The organism is Streptomyces sp. NPDC001714, from assembly GCF_042892755.1.
GTDB lineage: Bacteria > Actinomycetota > Actinomycetes > Streptomycetales > Streptomycetaceae > Streptomyces.
This window is the reverse complement of record NZ_JBIAUL010000014.1, coordinates 59,123-79,034: the sequence shown is the minus strand read 5'-3', so window position 1 is coordinate 79,034 and position 19,912 is coordinate 59,123. Positions and strand designations below refer to the sequence as shown.

Below are 19,912 nucleotides of genomic sequence, written 5' to 3'. Positions count from 1 at the left end.
ATGTCGGAGCAATCCGGCATGGCCTCTTGATCATTTTTGGTGAGACCTCGGGCACCGAGGCGCCTGGCCCCGGTGGTCAGTTCTCGAGCCGCCAGTGCTGGTTCGCGCCGCCCGTGCAGTTCCACAGCTGGACTTTCGTTCCGTTCACGGTCCCCTGGCCGTTGGCGTCCAGGCAGAGTCCCGACTGCGCTGCGGTGATCGTGCCGTCGGGATTGACGTTCCATTGCTGGTCCGGCTGCCCGGTGCAGTCCCAGATCGCCGCGGGGGTGCCGTTGCCCGCGGACTGGCCGACGCCCAGGCACTTGGTGCCGTAGACCGTCAGCTGCTTTCCGGTGCTGTAGGTCCACCGTTGGTTGGAGCCGCCGTTGCAGTCCCACAGTTGTGCCTGCGTGCCGTTGGCCGTCGTGGAGTTGTTGATGTCCAGGCAGCGCCCCGACTGCTGCCCGACGATCTCCTGGTTGCCGGAGGGCGGTGGCGGCGGCTGGTTCGAGCCGAACTGTGTGAAGAACTGCCACACCGCTGCCGACGTCCAGGTGCGCCAGCCGTCACCGGTGGAACCGTCTATGGGACCGGGGTCATGGCCCGCTCCGTCGAACGCGGCCCAGACGACGGGGTATCCGGACCTGCATCCGGAGTAGGTGGTGATGATGTGCGTCAGGCTTCCGTAGGCCGGCTCGGGCGGGTTCTGCGGGGTGCAGCCGTTGTTCCGGACGAAGGTGTCGCGCAGGTCCCGTCCCGACTGGATGGGCAGCACGTTGTCCCTGAGGCCGTGCAGACCCATGTAGGCGATGGGCTGGTTGCCGCCGTCGCACCCGCTGAGGTTCGCGCCGGAGTAGACCGCGACCGCACGGAAGACCGTCGCCCGGGAGCAGGCGAGGGCGTAGGACATGGCACCGCCGTAGCTGAAGCCCGCGGAGAACAACTGGGTGGTGTCGACGCACAGACCTGCTTCGATCTGGCTGACCATGGCGTCGACGAAGGCCACGTCCTGGCCGCCGGGATTGGCCCAGCCGTTGCCGTTGCCCTGGGGGGCGACGAAGATCGTGCCGTTGCCCGCGTTGCCCGCGTTGCCCGCGTTGCCCGCGTTGTCCGCCAGGCGCCGCAGGCCGTAGTAGGACCAGTTGTATCCGTCCGTTCCGCCCGAGTCGACGTCGTTGGCCGTGCCGCCCCGCCAGTGGAAGCCGAAGATCAGCCGGTAGGGGTGGTTGTTGTCGTAGCCGGCCGGGACCCGCAGGATGTAACTGCGCGTCTGGCCGCCGCTCTGGATCGTGTGGGTGCCACTGGTCAGGGCCGGGGCCTTGCCGCAGCCGGCGGTCGCACTGAGGGCGCCGGGAGTCGTGGTCGACGCGGGCGTCCCGGGGCCGCTGCCGAACGAGGAGCCCGCGGCCGACAGGACGAGAAGTAACGCAGCCGCGATGGACGTCAGGAGTGGTGTGCGTTTCATGCGCTCCTTCTTCCGTGGTGGGGGGTTGGACAGGGCGCGTCGGTCACCGGGGCGGCTCACACGCCGGTGATGGTCCATGCGTTGTTGGTGCTGGAGTTCGGCGTCCACAGCACCGCGGTCGAGCCCACCGCGGTGCTGCCGCTGCCGTCGAGCGCGGTGCCGGTGCCGCGGTTGACGATCTGGTAGCGGTCGCCGCCGAGGCCGACCAGCGACCACTGCTGGTTGTTGCCCCCGTTCCACGCCTCCTGCCGGGCGGGAGCACCGTTGGCGGAGTTGCCCCAGCTGTCGGCGGCCATGCCGTTGGTGCGGTTGATGATGCGGTAGTAGCCGTTGCCGAGGTCGATCAACTGCCACTGCAGGTTGGCGCTGCCGTCGTAGTTCCACTGCTTGAGGTTGGAGCCGGCGGCGACGTTGCCCCCGCTGTCGAGCACCAGCCCGCTGGTCACGTTGGCGATCTTCACCCAGGTCGTCGAGCCGCCCGGTGCGCCCAGGACGGGAATCTCACCGGAGAAGGTGAGCTTGACCGTGTACGCCAGTGCGCTGAACGGCGGGTTCGACGAGGGCATGGCCAGATGAAGGCCGCTGCCGTCCTGCGTCGGGGTGGGCAGGTTGACGTAGGTGCCGGCCGCGTTGTCGAGCAGTTGAGCGCCGGTCAGGCTGCTGAGGTTGATCCGGTTGGAGTTCAGCGTCGTGATGGTCGTGGTGCCGCCCTGCCAGCCCAGCGTGGTGGCGTAGAGCACCTTGTTGTCCTGGCTGCGGGTGAACCGGATGTCCTTCGGAGTGCCGGCCACCGGGCCGCTGAACGAGCCACCGCCCATCGGCGTGGGGCCCTCGCCGTAACTGGTCCAGGAGCGGGTGCCGTAGATCGCCTCTCCGAAGCGGCCGAGCCAGTCGCCCATGGCGAGCAGGATCGACTGCTGTCCGGAGGGGATGGTGCCGTCGGCCATCGGGGCGATGTTCAGCAGCATGGTGCCGCCCTTGCTGACGCGGTCGATCAGCGAGTGCAGCAGTGCCTGCGTCGAGTAGTAGCCGATCCCCACCGTGTAGCACCAGCTGGAGGAGGAGATGCTGTCGTCGGTCAGCCAGTAGGGGGTGAGCAGTCCGGCCGGGCCGCCGCGCTCGAAGTCGAAGACCTCGCCCTTGTTGTCGAGGCCGTCCTTGTAGGTCGCGGCCACGTCCTTGTTCCAGGAGACGGCCTGGTTGTAGTAGTGCGCGAGGAACTGGAGCCGGTAGGACTCCTGTACCAGGTTCAGGTCGAAGTCCTGCCAGAGCAGGTCCGGCTGGTAGGTGTCGATGACCTCGACCAGCTTGTCGTACCAGAGCTTGTTCTCCGCGGCCGAGCCCTGCTGGCCGAAGAGGACGCGCAGGGCCGGGTCCGACTGGGACGGCACGTGGTCGTAGTAGCCGTTGAAGTGGTAGGCGTGGTGCAGGGACGCCATGAACTTCAGGCCCTGCCCTCGGATGGCCTGCGCGTGCAGCCCCACGAGGTCGAGTCGGGGGCCGTGCTGGACGGAGTTCCACGGGTTGGCGCGGCTGTTCCACATGGAGAAGCCGTCGTGGTGCTCGGCGACCGGGCCTGCGAACCGCGCGCCCGCGGCCTTGAACAGCCGCGCCCAGGCGTCCGGGTCCCAACGGCCGCCCTGCGAGGCGAGCTTGGGGGCGAACTGCACGAAGTTGCCCGCCTTGTCGCGGGCTCCGTCGATGAAGTTGTTGTACGGCCACGCCGAGGGGTCGCCGTAGGTGGCGATGTGGTGCTGGTTCTCGGCCGAGCCGCCCACGTACATGTTGCGCGGGTACCACTCGTTGCCGAACGCGGGGACGCTGAAGACGCCCCAGTGGTAGTAGATGCCGAACTTGGCGTCCTTGAACCAGGCCGGAGCCGGGGGGTGTTGGTCCACGGAGGGCCAGCTCGCGGTGTAGCTCGTGGGGCCGTCGGTCGCGGCGGCCTCGGGGGCGAACCGCAGCAGGCCGAGGGCCGTGGCCGCGCCGGCCGCCGCCAGCAGCCGGCGGCGGCTGATCGGAAGGGGTGAGGAAGTCATGCGGACCTCTCGGCGTCATTGACGGGGTGGGTGTTCGCAGATCTCACAGGGCACCGGATCAGTTCAGTTGCGCGCCCACTTCTGGTTGCTGCCGCCGCTGCAGGTCCACAGCTCCAGCAGCGTGCCGTTGGCCGTTCCCGCGCCGGTGGCGTCCAGGCACAGGCCGGACTGGGCGCCGGTGATCGTGCCGTCGGTGTTGAGCGTCCACTGCTGGTTGCCGCCGCCGTCGCAGGTCCAGATGTCGACCTTGGTGCCGGGGCTGGTGCCGCCGCCCGAGGCGTCCAGGCAGGCGTTGCCGTAGACCCGCAGTTCACCGGCGGGGGTGCTCGTCCACTGCTGGTTGCTGCCGCCGTTGCAGTCCCACAGCTCCACCTGGGTGCCGGACGTCTGCGACTGGTTCGGCACGTCCACGCACCGGCCGGAGCCTGCCCCGACGATCGCCGCGGTCGTGCCGCCGCCGGGTCCGCCGCTGCCGGGGGTGAGGGACAGGTTGTCGAACTGTGCCGTCTCGCCCTGGCTGGTCGCGTAGCCGACCTGTCCGGAGGCCCAGGTGCGGTCGCTGACGGAACCGACCGTGGAACCGTCGACGACGGCGGTGAGGGTGGTGCCGGAGAAGGCCAGCGCCAGGGTGTGCCACCGGTTGGTGCCCAGTGCCGCGGTATTGCCGTGGGCGAGGGTGGAGACATTGCCATTGGTGTCGGAGTTCAGGATCGACCAGGCACCGGTGTCGCTGACCCGCAGGTGGTAGGCGTTCAGTCCTCCGGTGCTGCTGTAGTCCTGGCCGCCCGCGCGCCCTATCAGCTCGGCGTATCCCGGCTGTTCCAGCAACACGTCGGACGAGACTGTGTAGTTGCTCCAGCCGGTGTCACCGAGCAGGGCGTGCGGGTCGGACAGCGCGTCCCAGGTGATCGGTTTCTGCGGGCTCATCTGGCGCACGCACTTGCCGCTGCGGCCGCCGCCGCAGGCCGCCACCTCGAAGGCGCCCTGCCAGTCCAAGAGGTACTTCGCCTCGGTGCCGGTGGCGTAGCCGTCGAAGGAGTCGCTGTACGGCATGCTCATCGTGCCCTGGGCGGGGCCGGTGGCAGTGCCCTTGCCCTGGCCGGTCGTGGTGGTCAGGGTGTAGACGTGATGGGGCTGCACGGTCAGGCTGAAGCCGCCGCCGGACGGGGTGATGTCCGTGGCGTGCACGAAGTAGTCGGCCTGGTTGCCGGAGTTGACGTCGGTCGACCAGACGTGGACGGCTCCGGTGGACAGCCCTCCGGTGACGTCGAAGTTCAGAGTCTGGGCGCTGCCGGCGTCCATGGTCTCGATGACCGTGGAGTAGTCGGAGTTGTTCGGGGACTTCAGCGAGACGTAGCTGCCGTTGTTCCGGTTGCCGCCGATGTAGCCGCTGGAGGCGTCGAGGTACTTCCAGCCCGGGGCTGTGAACTGGCTGGTGTGCGCCATCACCCAGGTGTTCTTGCCGATCGCGTAGTGGCCGGACCAGGGCTGCGAGGCCAGCGCGAGCCCCATGGTGGGATACGGCAGGTTGGGCGTGATCGCCGCGACCACCGGCCAGTTGAGGTACGCGGTCATGCGGCCGTCGATGTATCCGCGGTTGATCCCGCGGGCCATGGCCGACGCTCCCGCGTTGTAGTCGTCGGAGCCGTTCTCGCTCGCCCACAGAGACTTTCCGGACGACGTGGCGGCCGACGGAACCGAGCAGTTGGACTGGGAGGAGCGGTAGCCGCAGGGGTAGTGCGTGCCGATGACGCTCACCGCGGCGGCGAACGCCGGGTTGGAGTTGACGTCGCCCGCCACGTTCCAGTCCGAGTCGGCCGCTACGATCTTGACGCTGCCGTAGCCGTTGGAGTTGAGCGCGCTGCGCAACTGCTCGTACCAGGAGATGTTGTAGCCGCGCTCGTTCCAGCCGCCGAGGTAGTCGATGGTGAGGCCGTGCTGTTTGGCGCAACCCAGCCATGAGACCAGGTAGTTGACCATGTCGGTGGACCAGAAGTTCCCGCCGCCGATCCAGCCGGGAGCGCCCCAGGCGAGGCCGTACAGCTTGATGTTCGGGTTGCGGGCCTTGGCCTGCTCCATCAGCCACCATTCGTAGCCGCGGTCGCAGTTCAGGTCGGAGCGGGTGTGCTGGTGGCTGGGCTCGGCTCCCGAGGTGGAGTTGGTGTCTCCGCCGATCTCGGCCTTGAGGATCTGCAGGGAGGCGCCGTAACCGGGCTTGAAGAGGTAGTCGAGGACCTGGCCGCGTTCGGGCTCGGGGTAGTCGATCAGGAGTCTGCTGTTGCCGCCTCCGCCGCTGATCGCGCCGACGCCGTCGAAGGTCCGTCCGCCGGACGCGCCGTTGACGGTGATGGAGGTGGCGGCGTGGGCCGTGGCGGCGGCCGTGCCGACGAGGCCGCCGGCGGCCAGGACGAGGCCCGCGAGCACGGCCGTCGAGGCGCGCAGGCGCCGTAACAGCCGTCTGAATGCTGACACGGTGGGGGGTTCCTTTCGCAGGTCGGTGGGGTTCGCGGTCGGTGGGGTCCGCGTCGGGTGCGGTATGTATCAGCGGACGGCGAAGTCCTGGTTGGTGCCCGGCGCGTTCTTGCACTGCCACTGGTCCAGTTGCTGTCCCGCGGTGCCGCCGGCGCCGTAGACGTCCAGGCACAGACCGCTGTTGCGGTTCTGGAAGGCGTAGGTCCCGTCGGACTGGCGCACGGGCAGCCAGAGGGCGTTCGCCGCCGTGCCGGGGGCCTGCTGGACGATGTCCGGGGTGCCCGCCGCCGTGGAGCCGCCGGCGACCGCCACGTCCTGGCCGGAGCTCTGGGTGCGCAGTTCGCCGTAGCCGTCCGAGGCCGGCACGAACCGGAACTGCTGGTTGCTCTGCCCGTTGCAGGTCCACTGGTCGATCGCGGCGCCCGCGGTGCCGGAGTTGCCGTACACGTCAAGGCACAACTGGTCGCTCGCGACCACGAGCTGGTGGTAGCCGTCCGGGAAGCTCCCGCCGCCGGACGTTGCCGGGGTGAGATGGACGGCGAAGGCGTCGTGCGCGCTCTGGAACGTGAACGGCACGGTGACCGAGCCGCCGGAGGTGCTGACGTTCTGGTCGTACACGGTCTGTGGGGCGGCGAGCGGCGCCTGGTCCGGGATGCGGTGCACGGTGACGTGGACGCTGCCGGCGTTCGTCAGCCACGGGACGGACGACAGCCCGTTGAAGGTCACCGATGCGGCGCCGGTGTAGCCGTTGGAGTCGCCGATGACGGCCACCGCGCGCCCGGCGGCGGAGTCCTCGGAAGCGGCGATGGCCGTCGAGCCGACCTGGCCGGAGGTGTCGACGAGGGTGCCCGTCATGTCGGCGTAGTCCCGAAGCGCCCACCAGTTGCCGGTCGGCTGCCAGCTGCCCCCGCTCTGGGTGAGGACTCCCGTCAGGTTGGGGGTGACGCAGCACACCCAGTTGCCGCGCATGGCGTTGGCGTACCCGGACTGCGCGAACCGCGCCAGGTACCAGGCCGTCACCCCGGCGGTCTGCCGGTCGGCGGGCTGGTACTCGTTGGCGGACAGCGGCCGCGCCCCGATGCCCGCCGAGCTGAGCGCACTGTTGAGGGACTGCGCGACGGTGACGGGGTCGTCGACGTCGCCCTCGTCATGGTTGGTGATCATGTCCGGCACCGTCCCGGCCGCCTTCACGTGCGCGAGCCAGGTCTGCCATTCACCCGGGTTGCGCTGCGGGGTGAACGCGAGGGACGGTCCCACGATCTGCGCGTCGGGGGCGATGCGCCGGATCTCCCGGTAGGCGGTGTCCCACATCTGGAAGTACTGGGCGCTGTTGACACCCCGGGTCCAGAAGTAGGAGATGTCGGGCTCGTTCCAGATGTCGTAGGAGAACTTCAGTCCCGACGCCTGGAGCGCTCCCACGGTGGAGTCGATGAAGCTGACCCAGTTCCCGCAGTTGCCGTTGTCGCACGGGTACGTCGTGTTGGACGGCTGGCCGCCGTTCGCGCCGTAGATGTCACTGACGAGCACCTGGTACTGCGCGTGGTACGGCGGCCGGGTCAGCCGTTTCGCCTGCGCGATGATCGAGTCGACGTCGGCCCGACTGGCCGCACCGTACTGGTAGTTGTCCTTGATCCAGCCGCCGGAGAACCAGCCCCCGCCGCGGAAGGCGTTGATCCCCAGCGGCTGGATGAACTGGTCCACGGGTTGGCTGCCGTCCTGGGTGAAGCCGTAGAGAAACCCCTCACCCACACCGGTCGACGGGCCTCGCGTCGACGCCAGGTTCACGCTCAGCGCCTCGCCCGCGGCGGCACGGCTCCCGGCCGCCGACAGCAGTTGCAGCACGAACGCCAACACGACGCCGACGGCGAGCAGCACACGGCGGTCCCTCGCTCGCGTCCTCATACGGACCTCCTATGGGCCAGGGGTTCAGCGATACAGCGATTCGGCGATACAGCGATTCATCGGGTCAGCTCAGGTCAGCTCAGCGACCACTTCTGGTTGGATCCGCCGTTGCAGGTCCACAGCTGTACGAGGCTGCCGTTGGCGGTGGCGGCGCCGGTCACGTCCAGACACAGGCCGGACTGGGCACTGGTGACGGTGCCGTCGGCGTTGAGGTTCCACTGCTGGTTGGTCTGGCCGTTGCAGGGCCAGGTGATGACCTTCGTGCCCGGACTGGTGCCCTTGTTGTAGGCGTCCAGGCACAGTTGGCGGCTGCCGGAGTACACGGTGAGCTGGTGGGACGCGGTCGCGGTCCACGTCTGGTTCACCGCGCCGTTGCAGTCCCAGATCTGCGGCTGCGTACCCGCCGTCGTGGATGCGCCCGGCACGTCGAGACACTTGGCCGCACCCATCGCATGCACGGCACCCGTCGTGCCGCTACCGCTTCCCGTGCCGTAGCCGGCGGCGGTGACGGCGGCCTGTACGGCGTTCTCGGTGGCGTCGGAGGGGTAGCCCGCCGTCATCGCGCCTTCGAAGAACTCGCCCACGCCATTGGGACTGTTGTCGCCCCCGGTGCCGAGCAGGACCGAACTGTCGACCTTCATCGGCGAGTAGCCGTTCGGCAGCGGACCGGAGAAGGTGGTGGTCAGGCCGCCGCTCGTGCCGTTGCCGTATTTGAGGGTGAAGTTGCTGGTGCCGTTGTTCTTCAGCCACGCGCTGACGAACGGATAGTGCACGCCGGGGTTGTTCGGGTCCTTGTTGGAGCCGGTGTTGGTGTGGAACATGCCGTTCTCCAGGTCGGCCTCGACCCAAGGGCCGCTGCCCGTGCAGCCGCCGAACCAGCAGGCGGTGCCCCAGTAGATGGCGTTCATGGTGGCGTTGCCGGTGTCCGTGTGGGAGTTCTCGCCGCTGCCGTAGTCGAAGCAGCACCACTGGCTCGTGTAGTTCGACGAGGTCACCATGTAGATGCCCTCGGGCTGGGCGCCGGTGGGCACGCCGTTCGCGTGGTCGAGCCGGTAACCGACACCCGGGGTGACCTTGACACCGAACACCTGGTGACCGGCCGCGGTCACCGGCAGGGCCATGGCGTCCGCCCCGACGTCGGATCCGTTCGGACCCGGGCCCTTCCAGTAGCCGCCCCAGGAGATCGGCATGTCGTTGTGCCTGGTGGTCTGGTCGTAGATCTTCGTGATCGTGCACGACGTGCCCGCGCAGAACGACACCTGGGAGGCGCCGTCGGCGTACCCGCCCGGAGCGAGCACCCCGATGTCGCGGTAGCTGTGGTCGGAGGACCGCTGGATCTGGTACAGCGGCCCGTTGTACGCCGCGAAGAGTGCCCTCGTGGTGGCGTGCGCCGTGACGCACGGCGTACCGCCCGCCGCGTAGAGGTCGCACGGGAGCGACGCGTCCGCCGCGGGCACGGGCGCGTGGACGGCGGCGGGTGTGCCGGTCCTCGCGGAGGTGGCGAACGAGGGTGTCCCGAGCGCGGCCAGGGCCATCGCCAGGGCGATCAGGAGCACGGCCGGGAAACGCCTTCGTCGGCGATCGGTTGCTGATCCGGGCAAGGAGACCTCCTGGGTGGCGGTGCCGCCGTACGGCGGCACCGAAGCTGCCGGTGGCCGTGGGGAGGACGGGGTCATCCCAGCGTCCACCGCTGGCCGCTGCCGCCGTTGCAGGTCCACAGCTGGGCGAGGGTTCCGTCAGCCGTGGCCCCGCCGGTGACGTCGAGGCACAGACCGGACTGGGCGCCGGTGATCGTGCCGTCGGAGTTCAGCGTCCACTGCTGGTTGCTCTGGCCGTTGCACTGCCAGATCTCCACCTTCGTCCCCGGTGCGGTCTGGTTGTTGTAGGCGTCCAGGCACATCTGACCGCTGCCGGAGTAGACGGTGAGCTGGTTGGAGGTGGTGTGCGTCCAGGTCTGGTTGGCGCCGCCGTTGCAGCTCCAGATCTCCACCTGGGTGCCCGCGGTCGTGGTGGAGTTCGGCACGTCCAGGCACTTGCCCGCGCCGACCGCGTGCAGCGGGCCGGTCACGCCGGTGCCGCCGCCACCGCTGGTGCCGCCCGCGACCCGGTACATGACCGTGCCGTGCGCCGGTACCGAGGCGCTGATGGTGCCGGAGGTGGTCGAGGACGCGCCCGACCACAGGTCGGTGAGGGTGTAGGCGGACGCCCCGGTCTTCCCGATCGCCGAAGCGGTTGTGGTGATGGTCGCGGTGGAGCCCGTCTCGTTGAACAGGGCCACCGACACGTCCCCGTTGGCGAGCGGCTTGGCCAGCACGTCCAGGCCGCCCGAGGAGGACACCATGGTCCCCTGCTTGCCGAGGGAGTCCTGGTCGACCGCGATCACCCGGGAGTTGGTCAGGACGGACAGGGTGGAGGCACTGGCCGAGGGGATGTTGGTGCCCGCGATCAGCGGTGCGGCCATCTCCGCCCACAGACTGAACTCGCTGCGGCTCTCGGTGGCCGTCATCGAGCCGTTGCCGACCTCCAGCATGTCCGGGTCGTTCCAGTGGCCGGGGCCCGCGTAGGAGGCCAGTCCCACGTTGCTGTGGAAGATCGACAGCATGCTGGAGAAGGTCGGGCTGATGTCCCCGGTGGTGCGCCAGCTGTTGCCGACGTCCGCGCCCCAGGTCCACACGTTCTCCTGGCCCCAGTTGCACAGGCTGTACAGGATCGGCCGTCCGGTGGCCGCCAGGGCGTCCCGCATCGCGGTGTACCGGGTGCGCGCCGGCACGCCGGTGTTGTTGCAGTTGTCGTACTTCAGGTAGTCGACGCCCCATGCCGCGAACGACTGCGCGTCCGTGGTCTCGTGGCCCAGACTGCCCGGGTATCCCGCGCAGGTCGCGGTGCCCGCGTCCTCGTAGATCCCCAGCTTCAGCCCCAGCGAGTGCACGTAGTCCGCGGTGCCCTTGATGCCGTCGGGGAACTTCGCCGGGTCCGGCACCAGGTGGCCGCCGGAGTCCCGGCTCTGGGTCATCCAGCAGTCGTCGATGTTGACGTACGTGTAGCCGGCCGCCTGCATGCCGTTGGTGTGCATCGCCTGCGCGGTGGACTTGATCAGCGACTCGGAGACGTTGCAGCCGTAGGCGTTCCAGTCGTTGAAGCCCATCTGCGGGGTCGGCGCGAGCCCGTTGCCGAGTGCGGCGGCGGGCCCTGCCGTGCCGAGGGAGAGGAGGGGGGCGGTCGCGGTGAGCAGCACGGCCGAGAAGGCCAGCGCGAGGGTTCTGCGCAGGGAGCGCAGCGGGGGCAGCGACCGGGGATGCCTGGCTCTCGCAGTGTTCATGGGCATAAGTCATCGACTCCTGGAGCGAGTTGGGGAGCTGGGTGCGGGTCAGCGGTAGCCGGCGGCGGTGATGTCGGCCTGTACCGCGTTGTCGGTCGCGTCGGAGGGGTAGCCGGTGACCATGGCTCCCTCGTAGAAGGTGCCGGCGCTCAGGTTGGCGCCGCCGCCGGGCTTGCAGCAGTCGCCGCCGCTGCCCAGCACGATGGCCCCTTGCTTCTTCATGGGGCTGTATCCGCCGGGCAGCCCGCCGTCCCACAGGGTGGTCAGGCTGCCGGACTGGGCGTTGCCGCCCTTGAGGGCGAACCTCGACGTGCCGTTGTTCTTCAGCATCGCGGTGACGAACTTGCTCGGAAACGCCCGCTGGTTGGGGTTCCAGGACTGGCTGCCGCCGGGGTACAGGCCCCATTCGAGATCGGCCTGCACCCAGGGGCCGCTGCCCGAACAGCCGCCGAACCAGCACTCGGTGCCGAAGTTGATCGCGTCCATCGCCCCGGCGGCGTCGGCCTTCCTGGTCGTCTCGCTGTTGCCGTAGTCGAAGCAGCAGCCGTTGTTGACGTGGGTGCCGCTGGTCACCATGTACGCCCCTTCGGGTGCGGCACCGGTCGGCACGCCCGTCAGATGGCCGTCCCGCCAGTAGCTGTTGCCGGGGTTGATGTACAGCGAGTACGCCTTGGTGCCGCCGGCCGTCAGCGACTCGGACGTCGCTTTCGCGGGACTGCTCTGACTCGACCCCGGGACCTGGGCCGATCCCTGGTACCACAGGTCGTTTCCGTGTCCGGACTGGTCGCGGACGACCGTGATCACGCACGAGGTGCCCGCGCAGAACGCGTCCTGCGCCGCCGCGTCGGCGAAGCCGCCCGCCGCCAGGACGCCGATGTCCCTGGTGGCGTTGTCCGAGGCGCGCCTGACCTGGTAGAGGGAACCGTTGTACGAACCGTAGAGCGCCCGCACGGTGCTGTGCGCGGCGACGCACGGCGTACCGCCCGCGGCGTAGATGTCGCACGGGCCCGTCCCACCGGTCGGAGGCGGAGGTGTCGACGTGGTCCACTTCTGGTTGCTCTGTCCGTTGCAGGTCCACAGGATGACCGCGGTGCCGTCGGCCGTTCCCGCCCCACTCACGTCCAGGCAGAATCCGGAGGCGACTCCGGTGACGGACCCGTCGGAGTTCTGTCGCCAGACCTGGGTCGCCCGCCCGTCGCACCCCCGGATGACCACCGGGGCTCCGGGAGCCGTCCGGGTGTCGTAGGCGTCCACGCACCGGGTGCCGTTCATCGTCCTCAGCTCACCCGCCGCCGTGAACTCGAACGCCTGGTTGGCCTGGTCGTTGCAGTCCCAGATCTCCAGCCCCGTGTCCGGTGTGTCGACGTTGCCCTCGACGTCCAGGCACCGCCCCGACGCCGAACTCACCAGGGCTGCCGCGGACGTCGGCGCCGACCAGGTCGGCGCGGTCGCCAGCAACATGGCCAGCAGCGCCATCACGGATACGGCGGCCGCGGCCGGTAAGCGTGACGCACGAGCCGCGGGGCTGCGGTGCGGAGCGGATGGAGGCTGCATTCTGTGTCCTCGGCTATGCGGGGGAGGGAGGGGACGAAGAGTGCCGTGCACGCACAGGGAACACTCAGACATCCCATGTCGCATAGTGATCCCATAGGGTCATGGGCCTGTCAATAGAAGTTTCCGAGTCTTCCGGAGCGCGATCCATCCCATGTTTTCCCTGGTCGGGCCGCTCTTAGGGCAGCCGAAACCCGCGTCCGGCGACGACCAGGAGTGCCGGACGCGGCGTTCGTCGGGGGATCAGGTGCGAGCGTCGGGTGCCGGTCGCCTCACCTGAAGTTCCAGTGCTGGTTGGCGCCGCCGTTGGAGTCCCAGACCTGGACGGGGCTCCCGTTGGCGGTCTGCCCCGCGGGGACCTCCAGCGCCCGGCCGGACGCGGCATTGGTCAGGGTGTAGGACCCGTCGCCGTTCCGGCTCGCCCGCCAGTGCTGGTTCGCGCCGCCGTTGTTGTCCCAGATCGTCATCCGTGTGCCGTTGCCGGTCTGGCCACCGGGCTCGTCCAGCACCCGCCCACTGGCGATGTTGGTCAGCGTGTACGAGCCGTCGCTGTTCTGGTTCGCCCGCCACTGCTGGTTCGCGGCGCTCCCGTTGGCGTCCCAGACCTGCACCGGGGTGCCGTTCCCGGTCTGCCCGCTGGGCACGTCCAGCACCCGCCCCGCGGAGGCCACGCTCACCTGGTACACCTGGCCCGAGACGATGCCGCCGCCCGGGTTCCCCGAACCGCCGCCGCCCAGCGCGGACAGGACCGCGTCGTAGGCGGGCTTCTTGTTGCCGTTGTTGTCGAACAGCAGCGGGTTCTCGCCGCTGCGCCAGGAGTCGTTGTCCCGGATGCCCCACACGGTGATGCCGGTGCAACGCGCGACGTTCATGCATGCCTTGATGGTGTTGGAGTATGCCGTCGGTGACGCCTGGGCGATGTCCAGCTCGGTGATCTGTACGTCGACGCCGAGCGCGGCGAAGTTCGACAGCGTGGTCTGGAAGCTCGCGGGCGGACCGCCGGTGCCGAAGTGGGACTGGAAGCCGACGCAGTCGATGGGCACGCCGCGCGACTTGAAGTCGCGCACCATGTTGTAGACGCCCTGGGTCTTGGCGTCGCTCCAGTTCTCGATGTTGTAGTCGTTGTAGCAGAGCTTGGCCGCCGGGTCGGCCGTCCGCGCGGTGCGGAACGCCTCCTCGATGAAGCCGTTGCCCAGCACGTCCTGGAACACCGAACTGCGGTGCTGGCCGCTGCCGTTGTCGGCGAACGCCTCGTTGACCACGTCCCAGGCGTAGATCTTGCCCTTGAAGTGGTTCATCTCGGTGGTGATGTGGTTGTCCATCACGCCGCGCAGGGTGTTCGCGTCCCTGATGGAGCTGACCCAGGACGGGAGCTGGGAGTGCCAGACGAGGGTGTGCCCGCGCATCCGCTGTCCGTGCGCGGCGGCGTGGTTGACGATCTGGTCGCCGGGCCCGAAGTTGAAGTTGCCGCGGGACGGTTCGGTGGTGTCCCACTTCATCTCGTTCTCCGGGGTGATCATGTTGAATTCCCGGTCGAGAATCGTGGAGTACGTCGAGTCGCCGAGCTTGGCGGCGGGCACGGCCGTGCCGAAGTAGCGGCCGCTGTCGGCCGCTGCCGCGCCCAGCGTGCCGGAGGCCGCGTGGGCGGCGGGGCTCGCCGGGCCGGCCAGGGCCAGAGCCGTGCCGGCTGCCAGGACGGCGGCCAGGGCCAAGGCCTTGCGTGGACGGGGCTCTGCGTTGAGCCAGGGCATGAGGGATCGTTCTCCTTGTGTGTAGTGGGGGGATCGGGACACCGACCACAAGCCGGTGCCGGGGCCGAGTCGGGCCGGTCACAGAGCCGAGCTGACCGGCAGTGCGGTCCACTGCTGGTTGGATCCGCCGTTGCAGTCCCACAGGACCAGTTGCGTACCGTCGGTGGCAGACGCACCGGGGTCGTCGAGACAGCGGCCGGAAACGGGGTTGCGGTAACCGCCGTTGTAGGCCTGCCACTGTTGGTTGGTGCCGCCGTTGCAGTCCCAGATCTCGATCTTGGTGCCGTTGGCGGTACCGCCGCTCGTGGCGTCCAGGCACTTCCCGAGCGCCCGCAAGGTGCCGTCCGAGCGCGCGGACCACAGCTGCGCGTCGGCACCGTTGCAGGACCAGATCTGCACGGCGGTTCCGTTGGCGCTGTTGCCGCCGTTGACGTCCAGGCACTTCCCCGCGACCCCGGAGCGCACCGGCTCGCCCACGGAGACCGGCGGCTTGATCCAGCCTGCCGCGTCCGCGGCCTGGACCCCGGCGTTGAAGGCGTCAGCCATCTTGCCGAAGCCGTTGTCGTTGGGGTGCAAGGAATCGGACAGGTCCGCGGTGGTCAGAGCGCTCATGTCCACCAGGCGTACATGCTTGCCGGCGGCCTGCTCGGCCTGGACGATGCCGGGCAGTTTGGCGTTGAACGCGGGGCGGGTGGCCTCCTCGGTGCCGCTGGTGGAGACGATCACGGTGCCGACGAGGACGGTCGCGTCAGGGGCGTCGGCCGTGATCTGGTCGATGAGCGCATGGAGCCGTTCGGCGGCGGGTTCAGCCTGAGAGCCGCCGTTCAGATCATTGGTGCCGATCTCCAGGGTGATCACGTTGGGCCGGTACCGGGCCAGCACGGAGTCCGCGATGCCGGCTATCTCGCCGATGTGCCAGCCGGAGTGGCCTTCGTTGTCGGGATCTGACATCGTGCCGTTGCGGCCCGATCCCACGAAGTCCAGGGCATGCCCCTCGTTCACCAACCGGTTCCACAGGAAGCCCCGGTAGCCGTTCCCGGACGGGCTGCCGACGCCCCAGGTGATGGAGTCGCCCAGCGGCATCAGCCGCAGGGCGGTGGGCGCGGCGGCGGCCCGTGCGGCGGCGGCCGGTGATCCGGTGCCGGTGACGGCCGCCGCGGGCAACGCGGTGCCGGTGCCGACTGCTGCCGTCAGTGCGACGGCTGCGACGGCCAGGAGTGCCTTGGACTTCTTCATCTGTGTTCCTCACTGAGCGCGGGACAGTGGGTGGGGGTGAACGAGCGGGTGGGAGTCGGTCAGCGCGGGGTGAAGTCCTGGTTGCTGCCGGCCGTGTTCTTGCAGGGCCATTGGTCGAGCTGTTGGCCGAGGTTGCTGCCGCCGCCGTAGACGTCCAGGCACAGGCCGCTGCTCTGGTTCTGGAAGGAGTACGAGCCGTCGGACTGCCGTACCGGCAGCCACAGGGCGCCGGTCGCCCCGCTCGACGCCTGCTGCACGATGTCCGGCGTCCCGGCGGCCGTGACGCTGCCCGAAACCCCCACCACCAGGCCCGAGTTCTGCGCCTGGAGCTGCCCGTAACCTCCGGAGACCGGCATGAACTGGAACTGCTGGTTGCTCTGCCCGTTGCAGGTCCACTGGTCGACGACGGCGCCCGCGCTGCCGGATCTGCCGTACACGTCCAGGCACAGGCTGTCGCTGCCGATCACCAGCTGGTGGTATCCGGTGGGGAAGTCACCACCGCCGCCCGATGCCTGAACGCCCGCCTGCTGGATGACCTGCTGCGCGCCCGACGGCCAATTGGTGCCGCTCACCTGGACGTTGCCGGTCAGGACGTTGTTGTGCGGCGGGCCGGTGGCCACGTACGTGTTGCCGCCGTTGTACCAGTTGCCGGAGAACGTGCTGTCGTCGGTGTGGTTGTTCGCGTTGGCGTTGGTGAGCGCCCAGTTGCCGGCGTCCTGCACCACGTTGTTCGACACCGTCAGATACCGGGAGCCCTCGTCGAGGTACAGCGCGGTGGTGCGGTGGTTGTCGTACATGTAGTTGTCGGAGATCACCGAGCCGGGGTTCGCGGACAGGTTGTAGATGCTGCCGCCGTCGAACATCGCGTTCTTGGTGTCGAAGATCAGGTTGTGGGTGACGGTGTTGTTCTTCAGCGTCGTGGGGGTGCTGTACACGGGCTGGTAGTCGTACGTGCCCCGGTTGACGTAGTCCTGGCTGCCGCCCGGGTCGTTGACGCCCCAGCCCCAGCCGATGTCGATCCCGTCGTAGGGCAGGTGGTCGCACTGGTTGTGGGTGATGGTGGCGTTGGTGACGTAGGTGGACAGGATGGCGGCGGTCTCCTTGTAGTCGGTGCCGACCCCGCTCACCTTGTTGTTGCTGATGGTGATGTTCTGGTTGGTCATCTGCGGGTTGCCGGGGTGGTGCGCGTCCGGCTGGATCCCGCCGACCTGGATGCCGCTGCCGGCGGTGTCGGTGAACGTGTTGCCGGTGATGGTGACGCCGTTCGCGCCGAGTCCGGTGCCGGAGGCGTTGGCGACGCCGTCGTTGCCCACGCCGACCCCGGCCTGTCCGAGCTCGGAGAACGTGTCGCCGGAGAAGGTGATGCCGGTGGCGGCCGAGACCTGGACGGCCGCGGGCATCTGCGCCCAGTGGTTGCGGGTGGCCTCGAACTGTGTGCATCCCGACGTGCAGGTGCTCAGCCAGTTGGCGGGCATCGCGTAGGCGCCGGTGATGTGCGCGCCGCTCTGCTGGTCCGCGTAGCCGTCGGGTCCGCTGGGGCCGAGCCAGGAGGTTCCAGTGAACCGGATGCCGCTGAAGCCCAGACCGGCCACCGGTGAGCCGTAGCTGCCGCTGATGCCGAGCAGGCTCTGCAACCGGGGCAGTTCGACGTCGAGGCTGTTCGGGTTCTGCCCCGGCTGGGCCCGGTAGTACAGGTCGCCGGTGGACGAGTCGAGGTACCACTGCCCGGACTGCTGCAGGAACGCGTAGTTGTTCTCCAGGTACATCGTCCCGCCGGCGAACGGCGCGTTGATGGTGTCGTAGCCCCAGGAGTTGTTGTTCCACGCGGGCTGCTGCATGGTGACGGTCCTGCCGCTGATCGACTGGACCGGCGCATAGCGGTCGGTGAAGGAGTTGAGGCTCTCGACTTCCATGTGGTTCTGGTCCGAGAGGCCGGCCAGGTAGTCGAGGGAGGAGTCGGTGACGGTCAGGCCGGTCTGGGTGAAGGCGAAGGCGGAGCGGGGCACCTGGATCGCCGCTCGCGGCGCTTCCCTGCCGTTCACGTACAGCTGGCGGGTGCTGATGCCCGTACCTACGTGGACGGACCAGATGTTCTTTGTCTGGTCATGGACCTGCCAACCCGTGATCTCCTGGGCGCCGGTCACGACCGGCTGCTGCCCGGACATGGCCTGGTAGGTGATGGTGTGGCCGTTCTGGCCGCCGTCGTCGGAGCCGAAGGCAAGTGGCTTGGTCAGCCGGTAGGTGCCACCGGCCAGGTGGACGACGACGTCCGAGTCGGCCGAGAGCCGGTGCGCGGGCTGCTCTGCCTGATCGATGGTGGCGAACGGCTGCCCGGCGGTGCCGTTTCCGCCGGGAGCCGCATCCGGCGCCACGTACAGGTCGGCGGCCGCGGCCAGGCGTTGTGCCGGTACCGCGTACGCGACCCCGGCGGTGGCCGGACTGCCGGCGAGTAGGGCGAGCAGAGCTGTGGGGGCGGCCCACAGGCCGCGGAGCGCTCCGGCTCTGAGCATGGTCATCCTCCGGTGGTGGCGCGTCTGGTGGCGGGTGGCCCGTGGCCGGCGGTGTGCCCGGCCACGGGCCGGAGCCGGTCAGGTCAGTTGAGGCTCCATTGCTGGTTGGACCCGCCGTTGCACGGCCAGAGTTCCGCCAGGGCGCCGTTGGCCGTGGAGGCGCCGGTGACGTCGAGGCAGAGCCCGGACTGGGTGCCGGTGACGGTGCCGTCGGCGTTCACCTGCCACTGCTGGTTGGCGCCGCCGTTGCACGGCCAGGTCACCACCTTGGTACCGGCGGACGTCTGGTTGTCGTACGCGTCCAGGCACATCTGGCTGCTGCCGCTGTAGACCGTGAGTTGCCCCGAGGACGTGCGGGTCCAGGTCTGGTTGGCCCCGCCGCTGCAGTCCCAGATCTGCAGCTGCGTGCCGGCCGTGGTCGACGAGCCCGGCACGTCCAGGCACTTGCCGGCGCCGACCGCGTGCAGCGCGCCGGTGCCCGTCCCGCCCCCGGAGGAATTGGCGTAACCGGCCGCGGTGATGTTGGCCTGGACGGCGTTCTCGGTGGCGTCCGACGGGTAGCCGGAGGTCATCACGCCTTCGTAGAAGGTGCCTTGGGCGCCCTTGCTGTTGTCGCCGCCGGTGCCCAGGATGATGGCCCCCTGCTTGCGCATCGGGTTGTAGCCCGCGACATTGGGGCGCACCCCGTCGTAGAACGTGGACAGGTTGCCCGACTGGGCGTTGCCGCCGCGGATTGCCCAGTGGTTGGGGCCGCCCTTGATGATGGCGGTCGTGTAGCGGTAGTTGATGGTCGGGTCATTGGCGTTGTAATGCTGGTTCACGCCGGAGAACAGGCCGTTCTCCAGGTCGGCCATGATCCAGGGGCCGTTGCCGCTGCCGTAGCCCCAGACCTTGATGTTGCCGAAGTAGATGGCCTCCATGGTGCCGTTGCCGTCGTCGTTGCTGTCCGTCTCGGCGTTGCCGTAGTCGAAGCAGCAGCCGCCGTTGTAGTGCGTGCCGTCGAGGATCGCGTACATGCCCTCGGCGTTGTCCCCGGTGGCGATGCCGCTGGTGTGGTTGTTGCGATAGCCCGTGCCGGGTGCCACGAAGACGCCGTAGGCCTTGTGTCCGCCCACCGTGGTGGGCGCGGCGGTCGCGTTCGCGAGGTTGTCGGGGCCGCCCGCCGCGCCGCCGCCGGGTGCCTGGGTGAGGTTGTTCCCACGGCCCGACTGGTCGTAGATGATCGTGATCAGGCAGGTCGTCCCCGAGCAGAACGAGTCCTGGGCGGCGGCGTCGGCATACCCGCCCGCGCTCAGGACGCCGATGTTGCGGGTGGTGTTGTCCGAGGCACGGCGGACCTGGTAGAGCGGCCCGTTGTACGAGGCGTACAGGGCTCGCGTGGTGCTGTGCGCCGCCACGCAGGGCGTCCCGCCTGCCGCATAGAGGTCGCAGGGTCCGGACGTGGCGGCCCGGGCCGTGCCGGCCGTGGCGGTGGCGCCGGCCAGAGCTCCCGCGACGAGCGCGGCCGCCGCCCCCGCCCGGGCGAACGACTTCCACCGGGAGCGGGTCGGCGAAGGAACATGCGCTCGGGACGGCGCGTTCCCGGGCCTGCCACGGTGTCGTACCGTCGCGAGTAACCGCGCGACGCCACCACGCCCGGACGGCAGGTGGCGTCTTGTGCGTGTGCTTCCCATCTGATCTCCCTACCG

The 19,912-nt window shown here is 69.1% G+C and carries 10 protein-coding genes and 1 pseudogene; all 11 read right to left on the bottom strand.

Translation table 11 applies throughout. The annotated features are described in order from the left end of the window. Positions 1 to 76: 76 nt before the first annotated feature. The gene (locus tag ACFY0P_RS32330; protein ID WP_388921032.1) at positions 77 to 1,444 is read right to left on the bottom strand and encodes a ricin-type beta-trefoil lectin domain protein; all 1,368 of its coding nucleotides are present in this window, start codon (positions 1,442 to 1,444) and stop codon (positions 77 to 79) included. A gap of 56 nt (positions 1,445 to 1,500) precedes the next feature. Next, on the bottom strand, positions 1,501 to 3,483 hold the full coding sequence (locus ACFY0P_RS32325; RefSeq protein ID WP_388921029.1) for an alpha-L-fucosidase: 1,983 nt from the start codon (positions 3,481 to 3,483) through the stop codon (positions 1,501 to 1,503). Between the two features lie 63 nt (positions 3,484 to 3,546). Then, a complete protein-coding gene (locus tag ACFY0P_RS32320) occupies positions 3,547 to 5,955 on the bottom strand; it encodes a ricin-type beta-trefoil lectin domain protein (RefSeq protein ID WP_388921026.1) in 2,409 nt (802 codons plus the stop codon). Between the two features lie 69 nt (positions 5,956 to 6,024). Next, entirely contained in the window at positions 6,025 to 7,857 is a 1,833-nt protein-coding gene (locus ACFY0P_RS32315) for an RICIN domain-containing protein (protein WP_388921023.1), read from the bottom strand. 74 nt (positions 7,858 to 7,931) lie between these two features. Further along, the gene (locus ACFY0P_RS32310) at positions 7,932 to 9,392 is read right to left on the bottom strand and encodes an arabinofuranosidase catalytic domain-containing protein (RefSeq protein ID WP_388921626.1); all 1,461 of its coding nucleotides are present in this window, start codon (positions 9,390 to 9,392) and stop codon (positions 7,932 to 7,934) included. Between the two features lie 137 nt (positions 9,393 to 9,529). Next, a complete protein-coding gene (locus tag ACFY0P_RS32305) occupies positions 9,530 to 11,176 on the bottom strand; it encodes a glycoside hydrolase family 27 protein (protein ID WP_388921020.1) in 1,647 nt (548 codons plus the stop codon). A gap of 48 nt (positions 11,177 to 11,224) precedes the next feature. Next, positions 11,225 to 12,652 (bottom strand): arabinofuranosidase catalytic domain-containing protein, encoded by a 1,428-nt coding sequence (locus ACFY0P_RS32300; protein ID WP_388921017.1) that lies wholly within the window; start codon positions 12,650 to 12,652, stop codon positions 11,225 to 11,227. A gap of 350 nt (positions 12,653 to 13,002) precedes the next feature. Further along, a pseudogene (locus ACFY0P_RS32295) lies at positions 13,003 to 14,478 on the bottom strand (endo-1,4-beta-xylanase); the annotation flags it as partial. Positions 14,479 to 14,556: 78 nt separating this feature from the next. Beyond that, positions 14,557 to 15,714 carry a ricin-type beta-trefoil lectin domain protein gene (locus tag ACFY0P_RS32290; RefSeq protein ID WP_388921014.1) on the bottom strand — a complete coding sequence of 386 codons (1,158 nt, stop codon included), beginning with the start codon at positions 15,712 to 15,714 and terminating at the stop codon, positions 14,557 to 14,559. A gap of 59 nt (positions 15,715 to 15,773) precedes the next feature. Continuing rightward, positions 15,774 to 18,230, bottom strand: coding sequence for an RICIN domain-containing protein (locus ACFY0P_RS32285; protein ID WP_388921011.1), 2,457 nt, complete (start codon positions 18,228 to 18,230; stop codon positions 15,774 to 15,776). 77 nt (positions 18,231 to 18,307) lie between these two features. Beyond that, positions 18,308 to 19,897: an arabinofuranosidase catalytic domain-containing protein gene (locus tag ACFY0P_RS32280; RefSeq protein WP_388921008.1), complete on the bottom strand. Its 1,590-nt coding sequence runs from the start codon at positions 19,895 to 19,897 to the stop codon at positions 18,308 to 18,310. Positions 19,898 to 19,912 lie beyond the last annotated feature (15 nt).

Coding starts and splice junctions, on each gene's coding strand:
- ACFY0P_RS32330 (WP_388921032.1), bottom strand. CDS start 1,444: ATGAAACGCACACCACTCCTGACGTCCATCGCGGCTGCGTTACTTCTC.
- ACFY0P_RS32325 (WP_388921029.1), bottom strand. CDS start 3,483: ATGACTTCCTCACCCCTTCCGATCAGCCGCCGCCGGCTGCTGGCGGCG.
- ACFY0P_RS32315 (WP_388921023.1), bottom strand. CDS start 7,857: ATGAGGACGCGAGCGAGGGACCGCCGTGTGCTGCTCGCCGTCGGCGTC.
- ACFY0P_RS32310 (WP_388921626.1), bottom strand. CDS start 9,392: ATGGCCCTGGCCGCGCTCGGGACACCCTCGTTCGCCACCTCCGCGAGG.
- ACFY0P_RS32305 (WP_388921020.1), bottom strand. CDS start 11,176: ATGAACACTGCGAGAGCCAGGCATCCCCGGTCGCTGCCCCCGCTGCGC.
- ACFY0P_RS32300 (WP_388921017.1), bottom strand. CDS start 12,652: ATGGCGCTGCTGGCCATGTTGCTGGCGACCGCGCCGACCTGGTCGGCG.
- ACFY0P_RS32290 (WP_388921014.1), bottom strand. CDS start 15,714: ATGAAGAAGTCCAAGGCACTCCTGGCCGTCGCAGCCGTCGCACTGACG.
- ACFY0P_RS32285 (WP_388921011.1), bottom strand. CDS start 18,230: ATGACCATGCTCAGAGCCGGAGCGCTCCGCGGCCTGTGGGCCGCCCCC.
- ACFY0P_RS32280 (WP_388921008.1), bottom strand. CDS start 19,897: ATGGGAAGCACACGCACAAGACGCCACCTGCCGTCCGGGCGTGGTGGC.